Genomic DNA, 20,369 nt, shown 5'->3' with positions numbered 1-20,369 from the left:
TCGGAAACCGTAATCTGTTCACTATGACGTCGGCATTCGACCAGATGGATCTGCGCGATCTCGTCGGTCTGCTCACCGAGGACGAACAGCGCGAACTGCGCCCCGCCATCCTGCGTGTCCTCAACCGCCTCCCGGCCCAAGAGGTCCTCCGTCGCGAACTCGGTCAGCGCATGACCAAGGTCTGAGACCCGCCCCCGACAACCCGACGCGGCATCGATCGGACCCGCGCCGAGGAACCTCCACACCGATCCCGCGCCACCGCCCTCCCGTCACCCGCGGCACCGAATCGTCCACGATTCGGTGCCTTTGTCGTATCCAGGACATACCCGCCCGGCCATAGGTAAGTTCGGATTTCGCCACCACATGCCAAGAGATGCTCCGCCGCGAACTCGGGGGCTGCGACGACTCGTTCGCGGCGCCTGCCGATCCCTAGCCTGCAGTCAGGTCGCCGAACGCGATATCGACAGAGAGGGGGGAATCCACTGTCAAACGACGGGTGTGCAGGCAGACGAGGTGGTACCGGCCTTCGGAGAGGCGGTACTCCTCGATGAGTTCGATACCGTCACCCGCTTCGGTCAGAAACACTATGAGGTACACCGGAATCCCGGCGGCTGCGTATGCGGCCTTCTTCTCCACCGTGTCGGTGTGGAAGGAGCTGTCCGGCGAGACGATCTCGACAACCAGCACCGTGTCACCCGCGTAGAGCTTCGCGTCGTCATCGATGCAGCGGTAGACGACCACGTCGGGTCTGCGCAGGCTCAACGGGATGTCACTGATTCGGACGTCGACATCGGTCTCGACCATGAGACAGGGCTCCGGCTTACGACCCGCCTCCATGCGCTCTGCCATGCGGCGTGCCACACGGTTGTGCAAGCGAGACGGGCTCTCGCATTTCACGATGTGGCCATCGACCACCTCGATCGTCCGGCAGAAGTCTTCGGGGAGCAGCTCATAGTCCCGCGCAGTGATCTGCTCCGGTATCCACCGGTACCAGTCGCTCGGAGCGCCGCTTGTCATGCCCTGAGCGTACCGGGAGGCGACGGCCGAGCATTGACTCCGGACACACGCAGGCCCGGCGAGCGGTGGGAACCGGGCCGGGCCTGCGGGACAGGGGTATTCGGTTAGAAGACGCGGAGCTTGCCGGGGGACCAGAAGCCTGAGCGGGTGGTCGTTCCGGTGTCGAGCTCGGCCGGGGTGGCGGTGGGGTCGTACTGGTCGTAGCGCTCCAGGGAGCCCCACTCGCGGGCCCAGTCGTTCTTCAGGTAGGTCGGGACGGTGGCAGACTTCGCGAGCATCTGGGAGAAGCCGAGGAGACCGCCGAACTCCTGGGCTTGCCAGGTGTTGGTGGAAGTGATGGCGAGCGGGCGGTCCGGCAGGATGCGGTAGCCGGGGACCTCGGCGACGCCGTTCTTGTGGAACAGCGGACGCTGGCACGGGAACTGCAGGCCGACCGCCCAGTCCTCCAGGACCGGCTGCTCCGAACCGAGGAAGCTGTTGAGCGACTCCAGCTTCGGCATCCGCGGCGGCGTGAACGCCAGCCACTGCTCACCGATCAGGATCGGGTCGTTGGCGACGATGCGCACCGCGTCGGCCTCCGGCGCGATCTCGGCAAGCGGCACCCGCAGGTTGCGCCAAGACGGGCGCGGGCCGATATCGCGCGGCAGGTAGGTGCCGAGTTTCTCGACGCTGCCGTCCGGCAGACGCTTGCCGTAATCGACGGTGAGCGACTGGCCGTACTCGGTGTCGCCGGTGTCGTCGACCGACAGGATGCGGCCCGCCGCGGTGATCACCACGAGCGGCTTGTCCTCCGAACGCGGCGCCAACCCGTACCAGCTCGACGTGACATGCGCGGGCTGCTGCACTTCCTTCTGCCAGCTGCCCAGGACCGGCGTGGTCGCCGGGTCGAGCCCGAAGGGCAGGGCAACGGTGCTGCCATTGACACCCTTCGCACCCTGGCCACCGCCGGTACCCGCGTTCTGCCCCTTCTCGAACGCGGGGCCGATCGACTGGCTCGACGTGTTGCCGGTACCCGGCTTCACCTCGACGGTGTCGGCGGCCAGATCGTTGGGCACCCCATTGGGATCGAAGCCGACCGCGTCGACGCCTGCCAGTGGATCGTTGGGGTCGGTCAGCGGATGCGCGGGATCGATGATCGGCGCCAGCTTGCCTCCGTTCGGATCCGGTTCCACCAGAACGTCATTGGCGAGACCACAGCTGTTGCCGCGCAGCGCGTCGAAGTTCGAGCGGGCCAGCGAGTACGCAGGGTATTGCGACACCGCACCCTTGGCGAGCGAAGCAACCTCCAACAGCACGATCAGCGCGGCGACTACGGTCAGCGGGATCGCGGCGAACTTGCGAATCCGTTTGCCGCGCACCGACTTCGGCGATGCCTGTGGTTTGGTGTAACCCTCACGCAACGAAAGCCAGGCCACCACAGCCAGTGCGAGGCCGAAGAGGGCGAGCATCAGGGTGTTGGACTGGTACCCGTGCAGCGAGATCACCTTGTCGAACCACGGCACCCCGTAGGACGACACGTACCAGTAGCCGTTGATGCCGGAGAAGGCGAGCGCGAGCACGAACATCAACCCGGCGAGGAAGATCGCACGGTTCTTGCGCGCCCGCAACGCCGATGCCGAGACGGCGACCGCGGTCACCGCGGCCAGCGAACCGGCGATGCCCGCGTACGCGCCGAAGTGGTGCGTCCACTTGGTCGGGTTGAACATCATGAAGAAGATGGTCCCGAAAACGACGCCCATCAACCGCCAGCTCGGCCCGCTCGCGATGCCGGGAACCCGCCTGCGCCGCAACAACACCAGCATGGTGGTGAACAGGCACAGCAGCATGATCAGGAACGCGAACCGCCGCGGCAGTCCGCCGTCGGGGGTGAGCACGAACAGGTAGTAGTAGCGCAGGTAGTCCTCGTACCACGCGAGGTTCGGCCCGGTGGCCTGACGCACCCGGTTGGCCTCCTGGATGGCCGCAAACGTCTGGTCGCTGTAGACCACGATCAGCACAAGCAGCCCGGCCGCGACGATCGGCGCGAGCAGCGGCAGCGTGGCCCACCACTTGCCGCCGTGCTCAGCGAACTGCCGTCGCTTGCGCACCACGATCCACACCAGCGGCCGGATACCGGCGAGCAGCGCTGCGACACACATCAACCCGGTGGGTGCGGCCGCGAGCGTGAATGCCGCGATCAGGACCGCGACGCCCGCGGGCAGCAGCCTGCCGGTCGCGATCGCCCGCTCGATCGACACCCAGGTAAGCAGTGCGCCGAGGGCGACGATCGGCTCCGAACGCAGCCCGTTGTCGTAGGGCAACCAGAAGGTGAGGAAGACAAGTCCGCCGGTCCACAGGGCCACCTTGCTGGTGCGCACACCGCGCCCGAGCCGGGGCACCACCTCGCGGCTGATCACCATCCAGCAGAGGATGGCGCAGGCCAGTGCGGGCAGGCGCACCCACGGGCTTGCGGTGGAGATCTCCGAGAAGACCTGGATGACGTAGTAGTACCAGCCGAAAGGCGCCTCGGGGACGCCGTACCAGCGGAAGTAGTTGGCCATGTAGCCCGCGTGCGGCGCGACCCGCACCATGCTGAGGATGTAGCCGTCGTCGGAGGTGTTGGCGCCGATGAAATGCCAGACCAGCAGTGTGCCGACGACCGCTCCGTCGGCCCAGGTCAGCTTCAGCCAATTCGCGGGCAGAATCCGGCGGTGTCCGCGTCCGTCGCTGCCGTCGAGCCGAGCCAACGCGCCGAGCGCGACCAGCGTGCACAGCACCGCCGCGATCATCGCGATCAGCTTGATCACCGTCGGGCTCGTGCTGAAGCGGGTGTCCACCGTCATCTGGAAGGAGAGTCCCGCGGGCGCCGCGCCCTTGAGCTCGGAGAACACCCCGACCACCTGGGGACGCAGGTCACCGTTCAGCGTGCCCGCGACCGGCACCTCGATCTGCTGCTCGGTACCGGGCGCCGCGCCTTCGACCGGCCTGGTGACCGTTGTAGTCAAGCCGACGAACTCCGCGCGCGTGCGGTTGGCATCGGAGGTGAGCTCGATCGCCGAGCACCGCTCCATGTCTGCCCGCGGCGCCGACACCACCACGGCATTGCGGTCGACGACGTCCACCGAGGCGTCCGAAACCCGAATGAACAAGGCCTCCAAGGCGGCCCGATCGCCCTGTGGCGGCGCAGTAGCCAGCAGCATGCCGCCCCGCTCAGGCAACTGCGCGACCGCGCTACACGGGATGCTGGCCCGTAAATCGACCGGCATCTGAGACATCAACGGCGCCTGCACGTTGCCGAGCGTGTTGCCCTGCGGCCAGTTGAGCACCGCGGTGGTCTGCGACACCGGCAGGAATGGCGTCGCCAGCGCGAACAGCGCACCGAGCACACCGGCGACGAACGCGATTATTCGCGCCGTCCGGAAATCGGCCTGGGAGGCCTCGGGTGCAGCGGGTGGTTTAGTCAAGACAGCGGTAGCGGCGTCGGGCACGGTTGGCAATGCTATCTGGCCGCGTGTCTGTGCGGGCGCTGCCTCCGCAAGAGCCGCGCCGGGCATTCGACCAGTGCCACGGTCGATTTGTCGGAGTGCACGACGCCTACTGTTCGGAGTTCCCTGGGTTTCGCGGGTCTGGAACACGCTCGAGTAACTCGCGCCGTTGTGGTCAAGGCGGGTTCGCGCGCCCGGAAATATTCACTACCAGCACATTCGATGGAAACCCTGCGCATACGACGGCGTAAAGCCGCCACCCGAATCCGCGCGGATGGGCACCGTACTGCTGACTGGTAACCCACACCCTGGAAAGGTAGGGGGCATGACCAACGTAAATCTTCAGACGAATTACGGACCGATCGTCCTGGAACTGGACGACGACACGGCGCCGACCACGGTGCAGAACTTCGTGAACTACGTGAAGGCCGGTCATTACGACGGCACCATCTTCCACCGCGTCATCCCCGGCTTCATGATTCAGGGCGGTGGCTTCGCACCGGGTATGACGCAGAAGCCGACCCAGGCGCCCATTCAGAACGAGGCCAACAACGGCCTGAAGAACAACAAGTACACGGTGGCGATGGCGCGGACCAACGACCCGCACTCGGCCACCGCGCAGTTCTTCATCAACGCGAGCGACAACGACTTCCTCAACCACAAGGCGCCGAACCCGCAGGGCTGGGGCTACACAGTGTTCGGCAAGGTCATCGAGGGCCAGGCCGTCGTCGACAAGATCGAGGGCGTTGCCACCGGCAGCAAGGGCGGCCACCAGGATGTGCCGAAGGAAGACGTCGTGATCGAGTCGGCTTCCATCGCCTGACAACCCAGATCGACGGGTGAATCGGGCTGCGCCTCAACAGGTGCGGCCCGATTCCGACTTCAGAGTGGCAGCAGGTGGTGCTTGCGCGGGTTGCGCGCCAGCGTCTTGTCCCGCAGCAATTGCAGCGCTTTACGCAGCTCCAGCCGGGTGCTCGACGGCTCGATGACCGCGTCGATATAGCCGCGCTCCGCGGCCACCCACGGGGTCGCCATGGTGGCGTTGTAGAAGTCGATCATCTGCTGGCGCAAGGCAGCCCGCTGGTCCTCGGGTGCGGCCTCGATCTGCTTGCCGCCGATGAGGCTCACCGCGCTCTCCGCGCCCATCACCGCGATGCGCGCGGTCGGCCATGCCAGGTTCACGTCGGCGCCGAGCTGCTTGGAGCCCATCACCGCGTAGCCGCCGCCATACGACTTGCGAATCACCACAGTCACTTTCGGCACCGTCGCCTCCACGAAGGAGAACAGGAACCGGCCGCCGCGCTTGATGACGCCGATCTTCTCCTGCTCGACGCCGGGCAGGAAGCCAGGAGTGTCGACGACGAAGACCAGCGGGATCTCGAACGCGTCGCAGAGCCGCACGAAATGCGCCGCCTTGTCCGACGCCCGCGCATCCAACGCGCCTGCCGAAACCATCGGCTGATTCGCCACCACGCCGACGGGACGGCCGTCGACGCGGGCGAAGCCGGTGATGATGTTGCGGCCCGCGGTGGCGCCGATCTCGTGAAAGTCGCCGTCGTCGAAGATCCGCAGCAGGATCTCGTGCATGTCGTACGCGGCGTTGTCCGAGTCCGGCACCAGGCCGTTCAATTCCCGGTCGCTGTCGGTGATTTCGGGCTCCAGGCCCGGATTCACGATCGGCGGCGCCTCCTGACAGCTGGTCGGCAGGAAGCTCAGGTAGTGGCGCACCCAGCCGAACGCGGACTGCTCGTCCGCCGCGACGTGATGGATGTTGCCGTACTCGGCCTGGCTCTGCGCGCCGCCGAGCTCCTCCAAGCTGACATCTTCGCCGGTCACCTCGCGAATCACCTTGGGACCGGTGACGAACATGTGCGCCTCTTCGGTCGCCACCACGATGTCGGTGTTGATCGGGGCGTACACCGCGCCACCGGCACACATGCCGAGGATCATCGAAATCTGCGGCACCAGACCGGACAACGGCTCCTGACGGCGACCGAGCTCGGCGTACCAGGCCAGCGAGGTCACCGCCTCCTGCACGCGCGCGCCGCCGGAGTCGTTGATGCCGACAACGGGACAGCCGACCTTGGCGGCGTACTCCATGATCCCGGCGACCTTGCGGCCGAACATCTCGCCGACCGAACCGCCGTAGACGGTCTGGTCGTGCGAGAACACGGCCACCGGCCTGCCGTCGACGAGGCCGTGCCCGGTGACAACGCCGTCGCCGTACAACGCGGTGGGGTCACCCGGCTTGCGCACTAGCGCACCGATTTCCACGAAGGTGCCCGGATCGAGCAGCATGTTGATCCGATCGCGAGCGCTCGGGATCCCCTTGCGCGCCCGCTTCGCCACCCCCGCTTCGCCTGCCGGCTCCTGCGCTAAATCCAGCCTCTTTCGCAGGTCGGCAAGCTTCTCGGCCGTAGTACTCACTTCACCCCTTCCGTGATTCGATCCCGGCGAGTTTCGCGGTGAGGTCGGCTCCGATCTTTCCGATCCGCGGCTCATCGATGATCTGCAGGTGGTCGCCCGGGATGTGGATGACCTCGAGATTGGGAATGTATTCGTCCCAACCACCATTCGGACGCCGATCCGCATAACGCGGCTCGAGCTCGATCATGCCGTCCTGGTAGCGATCCGCGAGGTACAACACGACATCGCCGTCGTAGTGGCTCGGCGTGGTCTTGGCCAGGTGCCTGCCCTCGATCCACGAGGTGCGCTGATGCTCGAGCACACCGCCGGGGATCTTGGTGCCGCTGATCTTGACCAGGTCGCTGATCATCTTGAACTGATCCTCGTCCGAGGCGGCGGCCAGTTCACGGATCTGCTCGTCCGGCAGTTCGCCCTCGACGCCGTAGGTCTTCTTCGCGAACACCTGGTAGCGCTCGATGCGCCGCACCCGCTCCTCGGGACTGTTGTCCTCGTCCTCGACCGGCATGGCCAGATCGATCAGGCCGACGAGGCGCACATCCGCACCCTCGGCGCGCAGCAACTGGGCGACCTGCAAGGCGAACACCGCACCGAGGGACCAGCCGTACAGGACGTACGGGCCGTCGCCCTGGTACTTGCGGATCTCGGACAGGTACTGGGTCGACCGCTCCAGGATGTCGCCTTCGACGCGTTCGAAGCCGTACATCGGAGTGTCGGCCGGAAGCCGCTTCAACAGCGGCTCGTAGACCAGCGTGTTGCCGCCCGACGGGTGGAACACGAAGACCGGCAAGGCATCCGAGCCCTCGGGCCGCGGACGCAGCGGGCGGACGAAGCCGTCCACATCGGCGCCGCTGTTCTGCAGTTCGCGCACGATGTCGGAGAGCTGCTCGATGGTCTCGCAGTCCAGCACGTCGTCGACGGTGACCTCGGCCTTGACCCGCTCGGTGAGGCGGGCCGCCAGCTTCTCGGCGACCTCCTCTTCGAGGATCGGCAGGGTGTTGAAGATGCCGCCCGCCGACTTCCCGGTGACGACCGCCCAGGTGGCGAAGGTCAGGCGCTCGGCGGCGTCGCGGGGCGGGACGTCGTCCTCGTCGGCCGACTCCGGACCGCCGACGACCGGTGCCGCGGCTGCGGGTGCAGCCGGAACCGGTTTGGCGACAACAGGTTCCGCCGACTCGACCAGCGCGGGAGTTGCTGCGGCTTCGTGCGCGGGAGCCACCGACTCGTCCGCGGCAGTCGGCGTAACCACCTCGGGCACAGCGACTTCCGCTGCGGCGGCAGCAATCGCGGCCGGGTCTTCCCCAGCGGCCACCGCGGCACGGGCGGCGGCGATGAAACCACCGTCGACGGCGATCTCTTCACCAGAGGCCTGCTTGTCGGCGATCGCCTGCACCTCGTCGCGGTGCTCGATCGCATAGCGCAGCACCTTGCCGACCTCGTTCAGGTTCGCGTCGCGCACGGCCTGGATCTGCAGCTGCGGGATGTCGAACTCGTACTCGACGCGGTTCTTGATGCGCATCGCCATCAGCGAGTCGAGGCCGAGCTCCATCAGCGGAATCTCCATCGGGAGATCCTCGACCGCGTACCCCATCGACTCGGCGACGATCAGCGCGAGCCGATCCTCCAGCTTCTGGGTGCCGTTCGGATCCCACCGCTCACCGAAGGTCTCGACGACCTCGAGGTCGGTGCCGGGCGCCGCTACGTCCTTGGCAGCGGCCGGAACAGTCTCCACCACAACAGGTTCGGGCAGCGCAGCACCGGAGGCCACCACCGCGTCGAACAGCAGCCGGAAGGTCGCGCCTTCCTTGGCGTGCACCTGCACCGAAGCACCGCCGGGGTGCGGGGTCAGCGTGGTGGTCAGCGTTCCGGTGGCGGGCACCGCACCGTGGGCGATCGAAGCACCGAGCGACACGTCGCTGAGCACCTGTGCCGCAGCGGTATTCACCAGCGCGGCAAGGTCACCGGCCGAGGCGGCCTGCACCTCCCACGCATGCCTGCCGTCCGGCAGCGCCACGTGGGCACCGGGCACCCGAGTGTTCCCACTGCCCGCGGACAGCGAAACCTTCGGCCAGAATTCCTTGCGCACGAAGCTGGTTCGCGGCACGTCGGCGTACCCGCCCGCGGGCAGCAGCGACGACAGGTTCACCTTGTGCCCGTGCACGTACAGCTGAGCCAGCGCACCGATGACGCCCGCCGACTCGTCTTCCTTGCGCTTGAGCGTCGGGATGAGCTGCGCGTCGTGCAGCCCCGCCGCGAAGGTGGTGCCCAGAACCTGCATCAGCGCAACGGAATTCGGGGCGAGCTCCAGGAAGGTGGTGTGCCCGGTGTCCACCGCGAGCTTCACCGCATTGGTGAAGTACACGCTGGTGCGCATGTTCTTGACCCAGTAGTCCTCGTTGTGCACCGGCTCGTTGCCCGCACGATAGAACGCGCCCTTGTGCACGGTCGAGTAGAGGCCGGTCTTCAGCGTGGTCGGCTCGATGCCGGCCAGCTCCGCGGCCAGCTCACCGAGCAGCGGGTCCATCTGCGAGGTGTGGCCAGCGCCGCGGGTCTGCAGGATCCGCGCGAACTTGCCCTCGGCCTCGACCCGGGCGACGATCGCCTCGACCTGCTCCCTCGGGCCGCCGATCACCGTGTTGGTCGGTGCGGCGTACACGCCGACCTCGACGTCCGGGTAGTCGACGAGCAGCCGTTCGATGTCCTCCGCGCTGTACTCGACGAGCGCCATGTTGCGCACGTCGTCGTCGGTGATCATCTGCTCGCCCTCGTACATCAGGCGCGACCGGGCACAGATCACCCGCACCGCGTCCTCGAGCGGCAGACCACCGGCGATGTAGGCCTCGGCGACCTCGCCCATCGAATGACCGATCACCGCTTCGGGTTCCGCACCGTGGGCACGCAGCACCGCGGCCAGGCCGATCTGGATCGTGAAGATGCCGACCTGCGAGGTGCCGACGTTGTAGTCCTGACCGTCGTCGAGGAACATGTCGCGGATCGAGTACCCCGCCTCGTCCTCCACCAGCACATCGACCTCGTCGACAGCCTTGGCGAAGATCGAATTCTCCAGGTAGAGCGACTTGCCCATCTTGCGGTGCTGCGCGCCGAAACCGGAGAGCACCCAGACCGGGCCCATGGCGGCAGGAGCGTCGGCGGTGAACACGCCGGTGCCCGGCTTGCCCGCCGCGATGGCGCGCAGACCGGTCACGGCCTCCTCGTGCGTGGTGGCGATCACCACGCCGCGCGAACGCCAATGGCTGCGCTTGGCCAGCGACCTGGCCACGTCCTCCAGCGAAACATCGCGGCCCGCATCCGATTCCAGCCAGTCGGCCAGATCGGCGGCGGCCCGGCGGCGACGTGAAGGCAGGTAGCCGGAGACCGGCAGGATGACCGGCAGCGGCTCGCTCCGCGCAGCGGTCCATTCCACAACGGGAGCAACGGTTTCCGCGACGACGGCAACCTCAGCCGCCGACTCGGCCGCCGCGACGACCGCGTCCGCTTCCGCGATCACGTCGGTGGTCTCGTCGTCGAGCGGCTCGGCGAGCGCCTGCGCGGCGAGCTCCGCCTCGGACTTCGACGCCTCGGCCATCGGCACCAGCGGCTCGGGCGCGACCTCGGCCGAGGCCGGAACGTATTCCTGCACAACGACATGCGCGTTGGTGCCGCCGAAACCGAAGCCGGAGATGCCGACCGTCGCCTTGCCGCTGTAGCGCGGGAATTCGGTCGGCTCGTCGACGACCTTCAGATGCGCCTGCTCGAACGGGATGTACGGGTTCGGGCCGGTGAAGTTGATGTTCGGCGGAATGACGTTGTGCTGCAACGCCATCACGATCTTGGCGAAACTCGCCGCACCCGCAGCGGACTCCAGGTGGCCGAAGTTGGTCTTTGCCGACCCGAGCAGGGCGGGCTTGTCGGCGTCGCGACCACGACCGATCACCTGACCGAGCGCGTCGGCTTCGATGGGATCGCCGAGCAGCGTTCCCGTTCCGTGCGCCTCGATGTAGTCGACGGTGGACGGCACAATGCCCGCGTCCCGATACGCCCGGCGCAGCACTTCGGCCTGCGCATCCGGATTCGGCGCGACCAGGCCATTGGACCGACCGTCGGAGTTGACCGCAGAACCCTTGATGACGGCCATGATTCGATCGCCGTCACGTTCGGCATCGGCGAGGCGCTTGAGCACGATGAGTCCGGCGCCCTCGGAACGAACCATGCCATCGGCATCGGACGAGAAAGCCTTGATTCTGCCGTTCTTCGCGACCGCGCCGACCGAGTCGTAGCCGAGGGTGACCATCGGGGCGAGCAGCATGTTGACACCGCCGGCCACGGCCAGGTCAGCATCCCCCTCGCGCAGTGCGCGTACCGCCTGATGCACGGCGACCAACGTGGACGAGCACGCGGTGTCGACGGCGACCGACGGGCCGCGGAAGTCATAGAAGTAGGAGACGCGGTTGGAGATGATGCCCGACGACGCCCCGGTGATGCCGTACGCCGCGGCCGAGGCGGGCCGATTCGGGTCCTGATCGCCGAGTCCGAGGGCAGCGACGAGCATGAAGTCGCTGGTAGAGGTGCCGATGAAGACACCGACCGGCGCGCCCTTGAGCTCGCTCGCGGGAATTCTGGCGTGCTCCAACGCCTCCCAGGTCAGCTCCATCATCAGGCGCTGCTGCGGATCGACGCTCTCGACCTCGATCGGCGACATCGCGAAGAACTCCGAGTCGAAGCCCTTCACCACGTCCTGGTCCAGGTAACCGCCGAGGGTATTGGCGGCCGCGATGGTTGCGGCCGCGGCCGGGTCTGCCGCGAACTCGTCCCACCGGCCCTCCGGCAGCTCTCGAATCGCATCGCCACGACCGATGAGGAACTCCCAGGTCGAGTCCGGGGTATCACCAGCACCGGGGAGCCGGGTGGACATGCCGACAATGGCAATGTCGTGCGCCAGCCCCGGGGTGAATCCCGCGGTGTAGAAGGCATCGTCGGACGAGGCTTCGTCGGCCTCCGGGTCGCCGTTGATGACCACCTCGGCGAGCGAGGCGATCGTCGGATGCTTGTAGACGATGGTCGCCGTCAGCACCACACCGGTCAGTTCCTCGATGTCACCACCGAGCGCGAGCGCATCGCGCGAGGCCAGCCCGAATTCTTCCATCGGGCGATCCACCGTGATCTGTTCGATCGGCTGTCCGGTCGCATCGGCGACCCAGCGCCGCAGCCACTCACGCAGCTCGGCGACCGACAGCTCGGCCGGTTCGCCCACGGCCACCTCGGTGGAGACGGCAGGCACCGACGCGGTGGCCTGGTCGGCCTCCGCGTCGGCGGGCAGGATGTCGGTCGTTTGGGTGGACTCGTTATCGGCCATCAATTCCTCAAGCTACCTGTCTGCGTACCGGGCGTCGGCTGTCGAGGCCACCCCCTGGGCAATTACTCTTCCGGTGCATCGGGGAAAGCCTGCTGGGTGTAGCCACCCCGCAGCGTTCCCTCGAGATAAGCGGCCTTGCAAGCTCGCCGGGCGATCTTGCCGCTGGAGGTCCGCGGGATCGACCCCGCAGGCACCAGCAGCACGTCTCTGACGGTGACGCCGTGACGTTGCGCCACCGCGGCGCGCACCTCGTCGGCGATGGGGAGCGGATCCGCCTTGCCCGCGCCCGGCCCACGCTCACCGACGATCACCAGTTGCTCGGAGGCGTCGTCGGCGTCGAACTTCAGGCCGGAATGGCTGTCCTGGTCGAAAACCAAGGCGGGTAGCTGGTTCGCAGGCACCGAGAACGCGGCGACGAAGCCGGGGCGCAGCGCCTTGCTCGCCTCCTGCGCCGAGAACTCCAGATCCTGCGGGTAGTGATTGCGGCCGTCGACGATCACCAGGTCCTTCACCCGCCCGGTGATGTACAGCTCGCCGTCGAGGAACACACCGTAGTCGCCGGTGCGCATCCAATTGGCGTCGGCAGGCGTGCCTTCGGCATGGCTGCCGTCGGATAGCCGGTGCGAGACCTTGTTCTGGAACGTCGCGGAGGTTTCGTCCGGACGGCCCCAGTAGCCGATGCCCATGTTGTTGCCGTGCAGCCAGATCTCACCGACCCGGCCGTCGGGCAGCTCGTGCCCGCCGTCGGCCTCGACGGTCTCCGGATCGACGATCACGGCCCACTGCGACAGCGCGACATAGCCGCAGGACACCTGCGCGATGGCGTTCTCCGAGCCCTGCTCGACCTTGACCATCCGGCCCGCGTTCAGCTCGTGGCGGTCGACCCAGGTGACCTTGGCTTCGTCCTCAGCCTTGGTCGCCGAGACGAACAGGGTGGCCTCGGCCATGCCGTAGCAGGGCTTGATCGCGGTCTTCGGCAACCCGTACGGCGCGAACGCCTCGTTGAACTTCTTCATCGAGGAGGTGGTCACCGGCTCGCTGCCGTTGATCAGGCCGATCACGTTCGACAGGTCGAGCGACTCGCCGTTCTTCGGCAGACCGCGCGCTGCGGCATGCTCGAACGCGAAGTTCGGTGCGGCGGCGAAGGTTCCGGCGCCGTCGGACTGCGCGGCCAGCTCCTTGATCCACCGGTACGGGCGGCGCACGAACGCGCTCGGCGACATGATGGTGATGTATTTGCCACCGACCGCGGGCAGAATCACCGTCAGCAGGCCCATGTCGTGGAACAGCGGCAGCCAGGTGACGCCGCGCGAGTTCCAGTCCAGGTTGATCGCGTCGACCATCTGCAGCAGGTTGGTGCCGACCGCGCGGTGGGTGATCTCCACGCCCGCCGGGGTGCGGGTCGAGCCCGAGGTGTACTGCAGGTAGGCGATGTCATCGATCGCGATGTCCGGCCGGACCCAGCCCTCACCGACACTGTCCGGAATGGCATCCACCGCGATGATCCTCGGCCGCTGTGCCGCGGGTAGGGCACGGAAGAACTGGCGAACGCCTGCCGCGGAGGAACTCGCGGTGAGAATCGCCGCTGGCTCGCAGTCGCCGAGCACGGCGTGCAGACGATCGGTGTGACCCGGCTCGTCCGGATCGAACAGCGGCACCGAGATGGTGCCCGCGTAGATCGCGGCGAAGAAGGAGATCACATAATCCAGGCCCTGCGGCGCGAGGATCGCGACCCGGTCGCCGGGGTTGGTCACCTGCTGCAGTCGTGCGGCCACCGCGCGCAGCCGAATGCCGAACTCACGCCACGTCAGTTCCTGCGCCTCGCCATCACGCTCACGCGAGTAATCGATGTAGCGGTACGCCAGGGTGTTCGCGTCGTTCCGGGTGTGCTTCTCGACGTGGTCGACCAGGGTGTGATCCTCGGGAATTCGGATGTTCCCGGTCTCGTCCAGGTAGTCGTCGAAAGTCTCTTCCATTCCTTCTTCTCCTCCGAGGCACACGCAGCAAGACGGCGCCAACGCCGCTGTTACCTGTGAGGCCCCGACTCGCATCGCCCGCGGGCTGCTCCAACGTGCCGAGACAGCCTGCAGATTTTCTGCGGTCTGCGCGGTGACCGCTATCGGCTAGATGTTCTCAAACCAGAGTCATGTTACAGAGAAGACCGGCTCACTCGTCCCGCAGCAGGGGAATAACGGGGGCGAACGCGTCCATCTGGGTGGGAAACACCCCGACATAGGACATCGAGGTGAGTTGGCGCACACGACGGATCTGCTCGGCGATCTCCTCGAAGGAACCGATCGCGACGTACGGCGAATTCAAGATGTCCTCGACCGAAAGCTTCACGTCCACCTCGAGATCCGGGTGCAGACCACGATCGATGGCCGAAAGTGCCATCTCCGCGGTCTTCTCGCGATCGTCGGTGATGACGATGGCGGTGATCGCCCAGTTCAGCTCGATATCGGCGAACCGGTCGCCCGCGGCATCGCGGATCAGGTTCACCTTCTCGATCGTCTTCTCCAGGGTGATACCCGACAAGAGGCCTTTACCGTTCTTGGTGGTGACCGGCACGACCGAGATGATGTCGGCGTGCTTGGCGGCCAGCCGCAGCATCTTCGGACCGCCACCACCGGTGCAGATCGGCGGGCGCGGACCCTGCCGCGGGCGTGGGGTGCCCTTGACCCCGTTCACCTGATAGTGCTTGCCCTCGAACGTGCATTCCTGGCCGCGCAGCAGCACGTCCAGGATGGTCAGCGCCTCGTCCAGCTTCTCCAGCCGCACACCGGGCGTCTCGTAGGGCAGGCCGGCGGCGGCGAACTCGTCCTGCTTCCAGCCTGCGCCGAGGCCGACCTCGAGCCTGCCCTTGGACAGCACGTCGATGGTGGCCAGATCCTTCGCGAGCACAACGGGGTGCCGGAAGCCGTTGGCCAGCACCGAGGTTCCGAGGCGGATCCGCTCGGTCGCCTGGGTCAGCGCGCCCAGCGCGGCGACCGGGCCGATCTGATCACCGAGATGATCAGGGACGACGAAGGTGTCGAAGCCGTACTCCTCGGCCTGCTGCGCCGTCTGGATGAACTTGCGGGCCCCGCCTTCTTGCTTGTTTCCCTCACCAGCTGCCGCGAAGCGGAAGCTGCGCAGCGGCGTACCCAGCGCGGTCAACTCACCGACCGGTGCGGCGGCTTCTGTCATGAACTCATGCTCCTGGCTGTAAGGAAATCGGGCGCGACCGTGCAGGACGGTCCCGCCCCGGACACCGAGTCAGGGGTTACCTGCGTCGCGATCATCAGCGCACTTTACAGCGTGCGGCCCAACGCGAGGCGACCTTGTCGGAGCAGTACTGGGTGTACTGCTCTCCGACAAGAGCATTGCCTGTGAGTTCTCACGAATGCGGCGGATGCGGCGCGGACTCGACGAGATTGTTCGCCCAGTTGACCGTCCACTGAGTGGAAGTGTCGGCTTTGTCATCGACCACGAAGCCGTTGTAGAGGCTGTGCACCGGGTTGCCCGCGGCGCGCACCAGCGACCCGACGCTGCTCATGATGTTCCACGGGCTCAGCGCTTCTCGCGGTGCGTCACAGATCAGGTCGCCGCGCGCACACATGGTGAAGGTGCGCTCGGCCAGCTCGCCGAAGCCGCCGGGGCGCGGGCCGGTCATCGTGATGCCAGGCACATTGAGGCCTTTCAACGCGACCTCGGCCCCGACGCCTTGCGGCACGTCACCGACCTGGACGGCCTGACCGGGACCGGTGTCGCCGGTGCGGCGGCCATCCGAAATGAGCGTCACACCGAGCACCAGCTTCGCGGGCACCGGACCCTTGCCTGCGCCGATATCCGCGGCAACGTCACCCGCGATCACCGCGCCTTGCGAGAAGCCCGCGATCACATAGGTGGTCAGCGGACACTCCTGGTACTGGCGCCGCATCTCCTCGACCATCCGCTGCGTGCCCTCGGACCGGCTGTTGTTGTAGGACTGCTGACCATCCGGCGGCAGCGCGATCGGATTCGAGAACTGCGCGACGTACGGGACGGTGAACACGTCGAGCCGCTCGTTCGGGAACTGCTGGCGGACCGGGTTGGAGATGTTGAGCATCAACGACATCGGGTTCGCGCTCGGGTTGCGCGGATCGTCGGTGCTGTTGGACTCCCAGGTGCCCGGCACCGAGATCATCTCGACGTCCGGACAGCTCGCCGACTGCGAGGTCGGCTCCTTCGGGCCGGGCGGGCCCGGCTTCGGCTGCCGCAGCGGCCCGGCGAGCAGGTACCACAGCAGCAGTGCGAGAACGACGATCAGGACCGGGATCGCAAGCAGCAGCAGGCATCCCGCCGGTCGGGACCGGCGGGATGTCGAACCACGGCGTCCGATCACTGGCAGTACGTCTGCTTAGCCGCGGAGATGTAGGCCTGCCCCGCCTTCTCCACCGGCATCTTGGCCGGATCGAAGGACGGATCGGAACCGGCCATCGCGGTCACGAACGTCATCAGATCCTGATCCGACGCACCGGACTTGACGCCCTGACAGACGTAATTCCCCACGCTCAGCGCGATATCCGGCGTCGAAGGGGTGACGCCCTGTTGCTTCAGCGCATCGAGGAACTTCTTGTCCTTGTCGTTGAGCTTCGAGGTGTCGGCGGGCGCGGCATTCGTCGGCACCGGCTGCGGCCGCTCCGGCGCCGCCGTCGGCGCCTGCGGCTGCTCGGGCTCGGGAGCAGGCGCCTGCTGCTGGCTGGTGTCGCTGCCGGGGGTGGATGCGGCGGTCGGCGTCGTCGCCGCCGTGGTGCGGGTCAACGTCGGCGTGCTCGACGCGGTCGAGTCGTTACCGCCACACGCGGCGAGCAGGCCGGTAGCGGCGATAGCCGTTACAACGCCGAATACCTTTCCACGGGTCCTCTGCATGAATTCTGTTCCTCGATCTGTTCGCGAACGGGGGTAGTCGGCCCCCAGGCTAGCTGTTTTATTGGCCGCGTGGCCGCGGCGTGGTTCGCGGCCCCTTAGTCTCGCGAACGGGTCGCTCGCAAAACTCGCTCCGTGGTGGTTGCGCAGGGTGCAATATCCCGATCGATTGTGCGGGTTCACAGGCCGTGTACTTCGGGTTTACCGTCGCGAACCAGGATGTAGCCGGTTTGGAAATTCTGCTGGGTGCCGCCGGGGACCGGGAACTCGTCGCTGATCGGATAGCCGAGCTTGCCGCTCTCGTAGCCGAGCACCTGCCAGGCGTCCATGATCGCGCCGTTCTTGACGGCCCAGGTGCCCGACAGTGGACTCCAATAGATACTGCCGCCCTCGAAGCGGCTGTACCGGCCGAGGTCCTTCAACGGCTGCTCCTCGGCGGCGGGGAAACCGAGCCAGCTGTTCTCGTAACCCATTTGGGCGTACTTGTCGAGAATCAGGCCGCCGACCCGGCGCACACCGGTCTTCGCGCTGTAGTAGAAGGGGCCGTTCTCGAACGCCTGCACGGCGCCGTCGCGTTTCGGCGTCTTGATCTCGGGTCCGACGGGATAGCCCGCGGGGCCGCGCTCGAATCCCTGCTTGCCCCACTCGTCGAAGATCGCACCGCGTACCGCTTGCGCGCCGGTCTGCGGCGTCCAGTAGAGCGCGCCGTGCTGGAAGGTCTGCAGCCGTCCCTTGCCGTCCGGCAGCGCACGTTCGTCATCGACCGGCAGGCCGAGCGGGCCGTTGGGACCCTGTGCCGCTTGATATCCGCCGCCGATCATGCCGCCGACCGGATGCGCGCCGCCACCCGGCGTGAAATAGACCCGGCCGGACCGGAAATCCTGGGCGATGCCACCGGCGACCTGGTACTCCGGACTCGTGCACGGTCCGAGCCAGCCATTCGCTGTCGCGACGGGGGCGATCGAACCGCCCACCGTGCAGGCACCCGCGCCAGGGTCGACACCGAGCGCGGCCGCGGCCTGTATCCAGGACTGGCGCATCTCGAAATCCCAGTATGGCCACGAATGCGTACCGGACGGGCGGTAATTCACCTGGGCAGGGATCGCCAGCTTGCCGAGCTTGGTGACGAAGTTCTGCGAGGTGAGCCGCGACAGGATCTCCAAGCCCATGCCCGCGTAGTTGGTGCTGACCCCGGGGATACCGGACGCCTGATCGAACGGACCGGCCGCGCCGCTACCGCTCGAGACGTACAGGGTGACGCCCTTCAACTTCTCGGCCAGCGTGTACGGATCGTGGGCAGCCCATTCCGGGCCGGCAGGCGGACCCCACATGGCCCCGACGTCGAAGCCGCCCGCGTCGTGCATCGCGTACTGGATGGCCTGCGGCATGCCGATCGTGGTCGTGGTCAGGAAGCCCGAGTACGACGCGGCGTACTTGGCGAAGCCGGGGTTGCGGGCGGCCAGGAACATGGCCGCCGTGCCACCCATCGAAAGGCCTTCCATGCCACGCACATCCGTGGCTCGCCACTGGCTCTCCAGCAGCGGCGGTAACTCCTTGGTGAGGAAGGTTTCCCACTTGTAGTTCTTGCCGTTGTTCGGCTGCAGCCAGTCGGAGTAGAAGCTGGCCTGGCCGCCGACCGGCAGCACGACGGTGACGTTCTTGTCGGCGAAGAAATCAACGGCGCCCGCGTCCTTGGTCCAGCCGCTCTCGTCGTCGGTGGCGCGCAGGCCGTCGAGCAGATACAGCACCGGGAATCGCGTGTCGGGGCGCGTATTCCAGTCCCTGGCCAGCAGCAGCTGTACCTGGATCGGAGTGGCCATCGATGGCGAATTGATCCATAACGCGACCCGGCGGTCGGTCAGCCAGATCACCTTCTGCACGGTCGCCGGGGCAGCCTCCGGCGCGGGGGCTGGTGCGGGCGCAGGGGCAGGCTGTGCGGCGGCCGGGGCGAGGCCTGCGGCCAACGGAATGACCATGGCGGTGGCGACCAGGGCGAGACGCCCGCCGACCAGACGCGCGCCGCGACGCTCGCGTCTCCCCCAGCTGCCGCGCCGAATCCCTGCCACAAGAGCTTTCTACCCCGGTGGCAGCCGGGTTACCGGGACGACACGCGCAATCATCTGTCCCGAAACGCGACTCAGGCCGCACCCGGATGGGGTGCGGCCTGAGCGTTAGTAAGAGATCACCAGGCGCCGGTGGCGTCCAGGATTCCGTTGCGGGACTTGAAGAGCTCGCTCTCCCAGTACTTCCACGAGTGGGTACCGGAGGCCGGGAAGTCGAACTTGGCCGGGATGCCGAGCGAGCTCAGGCGAGCCTGGAACGCGCGGGTGTTCACCAGCGAGAGCGCCTCGAGCGCCATCGCGTTGCTGGTGTTGAACACGCCGACCGCAGAGTTGGGCTTGTCGAACTCGCCCGGCAGGCCGCTGGCCGCCGAGATGTACATCGGCAGGCCCTTGAGCTGCGGCGCGAACACGAACGGGTCCATCCGCAGCCACGCGGGGCTCCACGGCGCCGCCATCGCGTCCACGTCGTAGCGGCCCGCGTCGAGCATCGCGATACGGATCGCCTCACGCATGCCCGGCGCCGAAACGTTCAGGTAGCCCGAGTAAGAAGCGGCGAACTTGAACTGGTCCCGGTGGTACGCGGCCAGCGCGAGCGCGGCACTGCCACCCATGGACAGACCGGCCACCGCGTTGTTGGTGCGGGAGACGCCGTAGCCCTCGAGGAAGGCAGGGAGCTCCTTGGTGAGGAAGGTTTCCCACTTGTAGGTCGTCTTCTGGCCGTTGAGGCTGCTCGGCTTGTACCAGTCCGCGTAGAAGCTGGACTGGCCGCCGACCGGCATGACCAGGGAGATGTTGTCGCCACCGAACTGCTGCAGTGCGTTCGTCTCGAACGACCAGGCGTTGCGGTCGTCCCGCGCCCGGAGTCCGTCGAGCAGGTAGAGCGCCGCGTTGCCGCCGCGCGATGCCCACTGCACCTGGACCTTGATCGGGCCCATGCTCGACGGGACCATCAGGTCTTCGAATCCACCTGCGGGAGCACGCAATACCGGTGCGTGCACCGGAGCTGCGGTGGCGATCGGGGCCGCCACACCAGCGGCAATCGGTAGTGCCAGTGCCGAGGCACCAACTGCCAGAATTCGCTGACGCCAACCACGAGGTGCGCCTCGCCGGCCCGACTCGGTTCTCATCGGCGCGGCCGCCCTGCCGAAACGCATGAATCCT

Annotated in this window: 12 protein-coding genes; 2 read left to right on the top strand and 10 right to left on the bottom strand. The window is 67.0% G+C overall.

Going from position 1 to position 20,369, the window contains the following annotated elements; translation table 11 throughout:
- Positions 1 to 23: 23 nt before the first annotated feature.
- The gene (locus ACGFNJ_RS05345) at positions 24 to 185 is read left to right on the top strand and encodes a hypothetical protein (protein WP_167837625.1); all 162 of its coding nucleotides are present in this window, start codon (positions 24 to 26) and stop codon (positions 183 to 185) included.
- Between the two features lie 244 nt (positions 186 to 429).
- Here ACGFNJ_RS05345 and ACGFNJ_RS05340 read toward each other — a convergent pair whose 3' ends face one another.
- Positions 430 to 1,017 carry a Uma2 family endonuclease gene (locus ACGFNJ_RS05340; protein WP_393443544.1) on the bottom strand — a complete coding sequence of 196 codons (588 nt, stop codon included), beginning with the start codon at positions 1,015 to 1,017 and terminating at the stop codon, positions 430 to 432.
- 104 nt (positions 1,018 to 1,121) lie between these two features.
- Complete coding sequence (locus ACGFNJ_RS05335; protein ID WP_393443542.1) at positions 1,122 to 4,484, bottom strand: arabinosyltransferase domain-containing protein; 3,363 nt, start codon at positions 4,482 to 4,484, stop codon at positions 1,122 to 1,124.
- A 322-nt stretch (positions 4,485 to 4,806) separates the two neighbouring features.
- Between ACGFNJ_RS05335 and ACGFNJ_RS05330 the strand changes: the two genes are divergently transcribed.
- A complete protein-coding gene (locus ACGFNJ_RS05330; RefSeq protein ID WP_393443540.1) occupies positions 4,807 to 5,304 on the top strand; it encodes a peptidylprolyl isomerase in 498 nt (165 codons plus the stop codon).
- 59 nt (positions 5,305 to 5,363) lie between these two features.
- Here the strand turns inward: ACGFNJ_RS05330 and ACGFNJ_RS05325 are convergent, their stop codons facing one another.
- The 8 genes from ACGFNJ_RS05325 to ACGFNJ_RS05290 all read right to left on the bottom strand — a co-directional run bounded on the left by ACGFNJ_RS05325 (position 5,364) and on the right by ACGFNJ_RS05290 (position 20,335).
- On the bottom strand, positions 5,364 to 6,908 hold the full coding sequence (locus ACGFNJ_RS05325; protein ID WP_393443538.1) for an acyl-CoA carboxylase subunit beta: 1,545 nt from the start codon (positions 6,906 to 6,908) through the stop codon (positions 5,364 to 5,366).
- 1 nt (position 6,909) lies between these two features.
- Positions 6,910 to 12,258, bottom strand: coding sequence for a polyketide synthase Pks13 (gene pks13, locus ACGFNJ_RS05320; protein WP_393443536.1), 5,349 nt, complete (start codon positions 12,256 to 12,258; stop codon positions 6,910 to 6,912).
- A gap of 62 nt (positions 12,259 to 12,320) precedes the next feature.
- The gene (gene fadD32, locus ACGFNJ_RS05315) at positions 12,321 to 14,234 is read right to left on the bottom strand and encodes a long-chain-fatty-acid--AMP ligase FadD32 (RefSeq protein ID WP_069162029.1); all 1,914 of its coding nucleotides are present in this window, start codon (positions 14,232 to 14,234) and stop codon (positions 12,321 to 12,323) included.
- Between the two features lie 190 nt (positions 14,235 to 14,424).
- Positions 14,425 to 15,444, bottom strand: coding sequence for an LLM class F420-dependent oxidoreductase (locus ACGFNJ_RS05310; RefSeq protein ID WP_393443533.1), 1,020 nt, complete (start codon positions 15,442 to 15,444; stop codon positions 14,425 to 14,427).
- Positions 15,445 to 15,634: 190 nt separating this feature from the next.
- On the bottom strand, positions 15,635 to 16,621 hold the full coding sequence (locus tag ACGFNJ_RS05305) for a cutinase family protein (protein ID WP_393443531.1): 987 nt from the start codon (positions 16,619 to 16,621) through the stop codon (positions 15,635 to 15,637).
- On the bottom strand, positions 16,618 to 17,148 hold the full coding sequence (locus ACGFNJ_RS05300) for a DUF732 domain-containing protein (protein ID WP_393443529.1): 531 nt from the start codon (positions 17,146 to 17,148) through the stop codon (positions 16,618 to 16,620). The genes ACGFNJ_RS05305 and ACGFNJ_RS05300 overlap by 4 nt, the downstream gene beginning before the upstream one ends.
- Before the next feature lie 176 nt (positions 17,149 to 17,324).
- Positions 17,325 to 19,121, bottom strand: a complete 1,797-nt coding sequence (locus tag ACGFNJ_RS05295; RefSeq protein ID WP_393443784.1) for an alpha/beta hydrolase-fold protein — start codon at positions 19,119 to 19,121, stop codon at positions 17,325 to 17,327.
- Between the two features lie 206 nt (positions 19,122 to 19,327).
- Entirely contained in the window at positions 19,328 to 20,335 is a 1,008-nt protein-coding gene (locus tag ACGFNJ_RS05290) for an alpha/beta hydrolase (protein ID WP_393443527.1), read from the bottom strand.
- Between the last annotated feature and the right edge of the window lie 34 nt (positions 20,336 to 20,369).

This window comes from Nocardia sp. NPDC049149 (genome assembly GCF_043197455.1).
Taxonomy (GTDB): Bacteria; Actinomycetota; Actinomycetes; order Mycobacteriales; family Mycobacteriaceae; genus Nocardia.
This window is presented reverse-complemented; position numbering and strand designations above follow the sequence as displayed.